At 72.6% G+C, this 4,815-nt stretch carries 4 protein-coding genes; 1 reads left to right on the top strand and 3 read right to left on the bottom strand.

Going from position 1 to position 4,815, the window contains the following annotated elements; translation table 11 throughout:
• Positions 1-49: 49 nt before the first annotated feature.
• The gene (locus tag ABZ281_RS38095; RefSeq protein ID WP_356662602.1) at positions 50-562 is read right to left on the bottom strand and encodes a MarR family transcriptional regulator; all 513 of its coding nucleotides are present in this window, start codon (positions 560-562) and stop codon (positions 50-52) included.
• A gap of 106 nt (positions 563-668) precedes the next feature.
• Here ABZ281_RS38095 and ABZ281_RS38090 point away from each other — a divergent pair, with 106 nt between their 5' ends.
• Entirely contained in the window at positions 669-1,604 is a 936-nt protein-coding gene (locus ABZ281_RS38090) for an EamA family transporter (protein ID WP_356662601.1), read from the top strand.
• 90 nt (positions 1,605-1,694) lie between these two features.
• Here the strand turns inward: ABZ281_RS38090 and pepN are convergent, their stop codons facing one another.
• Positions 1,695-4,277 (bottom strand): aminopeptidase N, encoded by a 2,583-nt coding sequence (pepN, locus tag ABZ281_RS38085; RefSeq protein WP_356662600.1) that lies wholly within the window; start codon positions 4,275-4,277, stop codon positions 1,695-1,697.
• 4 nt (positions 4,278-4,281) lie between these two features.
• Positions 4,282-4,575: a hypothetical protein gene (locus tag ABZ281_RS38080; RefSeq protein ID WP_356662599.1), complete on the bottom strand. Its 294-nt coding sequence runs from the start codon at positions 4,573-4,575 to the stop codon at positions 4,282-4,284.
• Positions 4,576-4,815: the final 240 nt, after the last annotated feature.

Below are 4,815 nucleotides of genomic sequence, written 5' to 3'. Positions count from 1 at the left end.
CGCGGATGTCCGCGTCGCTCGGCGTCGGGTTGGCGGCGCCCTCGTCGTGTCAGGACCTGTCCGTCCCCGCCAGCAGGTCCCGCAGCAGATCGGCGAGCTGCCCGGCCCGCTGCGCGCCCAGGGCGGAGAGCGCCTCCGTCTGCACCGCCAGTCCCGCACCGACCGCCTCGTCGACCAGTGCGCAACCCTCATCGGTGAGCGTGACGTGCAGCCCGCGCCGGTCGTGCGGATCGGGGGAGCGGCGCAGCAGGCCCGCCCGCTCCAGCTTGTCCAGGCGCCCCGTCATGCCGCCGGTGGTGAGCATCAGCGTCGCGGAGAGCTGCCGGGGCGAGAGTGTGTAGGGCTCGCCGGAGCGGCGCAGGGTCGCCAGGACGTCGAACTCCCCGCGGGAGATCCCGAACTTCGCGTACGCCTGCCCCACCCGCTCGCCGATCGCGTGTGAGAGGCGGTTGACCCGGCCGAAGACCTCCATGGCGCGGGTGTCGAGGTCGGGCCTGACCGTCGCCCACTGGTCGATGATCACGTCGACGGGGTCCTTGCGCTGCTCCGGGCGTGTGCTCATGGCACGAGTATCGGCCGGTGCTCGGTCACCCGCAAGAAAGTAGCTTGACTGAAAGTTGCTTAGCAGTAAGCTACTTTCTGCTGACCTACTTTGAAGGGTGTCTCCCATGGCCCTCTCCCGCCCGGCCCTCATCACCCTCACCGCCCTCGCGCCCGTTTCCTGGGGCACGACCTACGCGGTCACCACCGAGTTCCTCCCGCCCGACCGCCCCCTGTTCACCGCCCTGGTGCGCGCCCTGCCCGCCGGTCTCCTGCTGCTCGCCCTCGCCCGGGTGCTGCCGCGCGGTGCCTGGTGGTGGAAGGCGGCGGTGCTCGGCGCGCTGAACATCGGCGCCTTCTTCCCGCTGCTGTTCCTCTCCGCGTACCGGCTGCCCGGCGGTCTGGCGGCGGTCGTCGGCTCCGCAGGGCCGCTGTTCGTGGCCGGTCTCTCGGCGCTGCTGCTCGGACAGCGGCCGTCGGCGCGCACGCTGGTGACCGGGGCGGTGGCCGCGTTCGGCGTCAGCCTCGTCGTCCTGCGGGCGGCCGGGGCGCTGGACACGCTCGGCCTGCTGGCGGCCGTGGCCTCCACGGCCTCGATGTCGGCCGGCACCGTCCTCACCCAGCGCTGGGGCCGGCCCGAGGGGGTCGGGCCGCTCGCGCTGACCGGCTGGCAGCTCACCGCGGGCGGCCTGCTCATCGCGCCGCTCGCCTTCCTGATCGAGGGCGCCCCGCCGGCGCTGGACGGCCGGGCGGTCGGCGGCTACCTCTACCTCGCCGTCGCGAACACGGCGCTCGCGTACTGGCTGTGGTTCCGCGGCATCGGCCGTATGACCGCCACGCAGGTCACCTTCCTCGGCCCGCTCTCCCCGCTGACCGCCGCCGTCGTCGGCTGGGCGGCGCTCGGGCAGGCGCTGACGCCGGTGCAACTGGCCGGCATGGGGCTGGCGTTCGGGGCGACGGTGGCGGGGCAGTTCGTCACCCGGCCGTCGCGGACCGTCGGCGTCACCGGGAGGAACGTCCACACCGGGGCGACGGACGTGCGGGACGCGGCGCTGCGGCGATAGGTGCGGCTGCGCCCGCGGAGGGTGGGGGACAGGCGAAGGGGCGTCCGGCACAGCCCGGACGCCCCTTCGGGGTGTTGCGGAGCGCCGGGGTTACTCCCCGGAGGCCGCCGCGTCCGCCCGCTGGGCCCGCAGGGCGCGCTCCACGCCCGCGCGGGACTCCGAGACCAGGCGCCGCAGGGCCGCGGTCGGCTCGGCGGAGGTCAGCCAGGTGTCCGTCCGGTCCAGGATCTCCTGGGAGACCTGCACGGTCGGGTAGAGGCCGACGGCGATCTGCTGGGCCATCTCGTGGGAGCGGGACTCCCAGATGTCCTTGACCACCTCGAAGTACCGCTCCGCGTACGGGGCGAGCACCTCGCGCTGGTCGGTCTGGACGAAGCCGGCGATGACCGCCTCCTGCACGGCGTTCGGCAGCTTGTCGGAGTCGACGACCGACTCCCACGCCTCCGCCTTGGCCTCCGCCGTCGGCCGGGCCGCCCGGGCCGTGGTCGCGTGACGCTCACCCGCGGCCGTGCGGTCACGCTCGTACTCGCCCGCGATCTCCGCCTCGTCGAACCGGCCGACCGCGGCGAGGCGCTGCACGAACGCCCACCGCAGCTCCGTGTCGACGGCCAGTCCCTCGATCGTCTGCGAGCCGTCCAGCAGCGCGTCCAGCAGATCGAGCTGCTCCGGCGTGCGGGCCGTCGCCGCGAACGCGCGCGCCCACGCCAGCTGGTGGTCGCTGCCCGGCGCCGCCGCCCGCAGGTGCGCCAGCGTCGCGTCGGTCCAGCGGGCCAGCAGCGCCTCGCGGGCGGCCGGGTCGGCGTACAGGTCGATCGCCAGCTTCACCTGCCGCTGGAGCGACTGCACCACACCGATGTCCGACTCCTTGCCGATGCCGGACAGCACCAGCGACAGGTAGTCGCGGGCCGCCAGCTCGGCGTCGCGCGTCATGTCCCAGGCCGACGCCCAGCACAGGGCGCGCGGCAGGGAGGACTCGAAGTCGCCGAGGTGCTCCGTGACGAAGGCCAGCGACTGCTCGTCCAGGCGGACCTTCGCGTACGACAGGTCGTCGTCGTTGAGCAGGATCACGGCCGGGCGGGGCTGCCCCACCAGCTGCGGTACGGCCGTCAGCTCGCCGTCCACGTCCAGCTCGATCCGCTCCCGGCGGACCAGCTTGCCGCTCGTCTCGTCGAGGTCGTAGAGACCGACCGCGATCCGGTGCGGACGCAGCGTCGGCTCACCCTTGGCGCCGGCGGGCAGGGCCGGGGCCTCCTGGCGGATGGCGAAGGACGTGACGACCCCGTCGGAGCCCGTCTCGATCTCCGGGCGCAGCACATTGATGCCGGCCGCCTGGAGCCACTTCTCCGACCAGGTCTTCAGGTCGCGGCCGGAGGTCTCCTCCAGCGCGCCCAGCAGGTCCGACAGCCGCGTGTTGCCGTAGGCGTGGCGCTTGAAGTACGCCTGTACGCCCCGGAAGAACTCGTCCATGCCGACGTAGGCGACGAGCTGCTTGAGGACGCTGGCGCCCTTGGCGTACGTGATGCCGTCGAAGTTGACGAGGACGTCGTCCAGGTCCCGGATCTCCGCCATGATCGGGTGGGTGGACGGCAACTGGTCCTGCCGGTACGCCCATGTCTTCATGGAGTTGGCGAACGTCGTCCACGCGTGCGGCCAGCGCGACCCGGGCGCGTGCGCCTGGCAGGCGATGGACGTGTACGTGGCGAACGACTCGTTCAGCCACAGGTCGTTCCACCACTCCATGGTCACGAGGTCGCCGAACCACATGTGGGCCAGCTCGTGCAGGATGGTCTCCGCGCGCACCTCGTACGCCGCGTCCGTCACCTTCGAGCGGAACACGTACTGGTCACGGATGGTCACCGCGCCCGCGTTCTCCATCGCGCCCGCGTTGAACTCCGGCACGAACAGCTGGTCGTACTTCTCGAACGGGTACGCGTAGTCGAACTTCTCCTGGAACCACTCGAAGCCCTGCCGGGTCACCTCGAAGATGGCGTCCGAGTCGAGGTACTCGGCGAGGGAGGGCCGGCAGTAGATGCCGAGCGGGACGGACTGGCCGTCCTTCTCGTACACGCTGTGCACCGAGTGGTACGGGCCGACGATCAGCGCCGTGATGTACGTCGAGATACGCGGCGTCGGCTCGAAGACCCAGACGTTGTCCTGGGGCTCGGGCGTCGGGGAGTTGGAGATGACCGTCCAGCCCTCGGGCGCCGTCACGGTGAACTGGAAGGTCGCCTTGAGGTCCGGCTGCTCGAAGCTCGCGAACACCCGGCGGGCGTCCGGGACCTCGAACTGGGTGTAGAGGTAGGCCTGGTCGTCGACCGGGTCGACGAACCGGTGCAGGCCCTCGCCGGTGTTGGTGTACGCGCAGTCGGCGACGACCCGGAGGATGTTGCGGCCCCGGAGCAGGCCGGGCAGGGCGATCCGGGAGTCCGCGAAAACCTCGGCCGGGTCGAGGGAGTCCCCGTTCAGGGTCACCTCGTGCACCGCCGTCGCCACCAGGTCGATGAACGACTCCGCGCCGTTCTCGGCCGTCACGTCGAAGCGCACCGTGGTCACGGACCGGTAGGTGCCGCCCTCCTGCGCGCCGGAGAGATCGAGTTCGATCTCGTACGACTCGACGGCGAGCAGCTGCGCCCGGTGCTGCGCCTCTTCGCGGGTCAGGTTTGTGCCAGGCACGCGGTCATCTCCTCGTTATGGGTGGGTTGCGCCATCTTTCCACGGCGGCTCGGCGTCGTGCGACGACCCGGGCGACTCCTAGGGATACCCCTCGGCGGGTGAGGGCCCGGGCGAACGCGCGCACCGCCGCCGACTCCCCCTCCCGGTGCCGGACCAGGCCGAGCGCCGACTCGGGCACACCCTCCACCGGCATGAGCGCCACGTCCTCGCGCCGGTGGTACGCGGCCGTGGGACGGCACAGCAGCATCCCCGCGCGCCCGGCGGCGACCTGGGGCAGCCCCTCCTGGAGGGTGCTCACCGCCGGGTCGGGCACGGCGGAGGGGACGTGGGCCGCCCGCCAGTACGCCGGAGCCGGGGCGCGGCCGTCACGAGAGGGGCCCGGTCTACGGGGGCGTCTCGGTCTCCGCCCAGAGTTTGCTGTCGGCGGCGGCACCCCGGGCCCGGGAGGCGGGGGCCGGCGCTCTTCGCGGGGGTCTTCAACACGGCCATCGCGCTGGGGCGTTCGCGGGCGGCCCCGCACGGCGGACGGGCTGGGCCC

It is taken from the genome of Streptomyces sp. NPDC006265 (assembly GCF_040613555.1).
Lineage (GTDB): Bacteria > Actinomycetota > Actinomycetes > Streptomycetales > Streptomycetaceae > Streptomyces.
The sequence above is the reverse complement of the archived record's forward strand: the minus strand, read 5'-3'. Positions and strand labels throughout refer to the sequence as shown.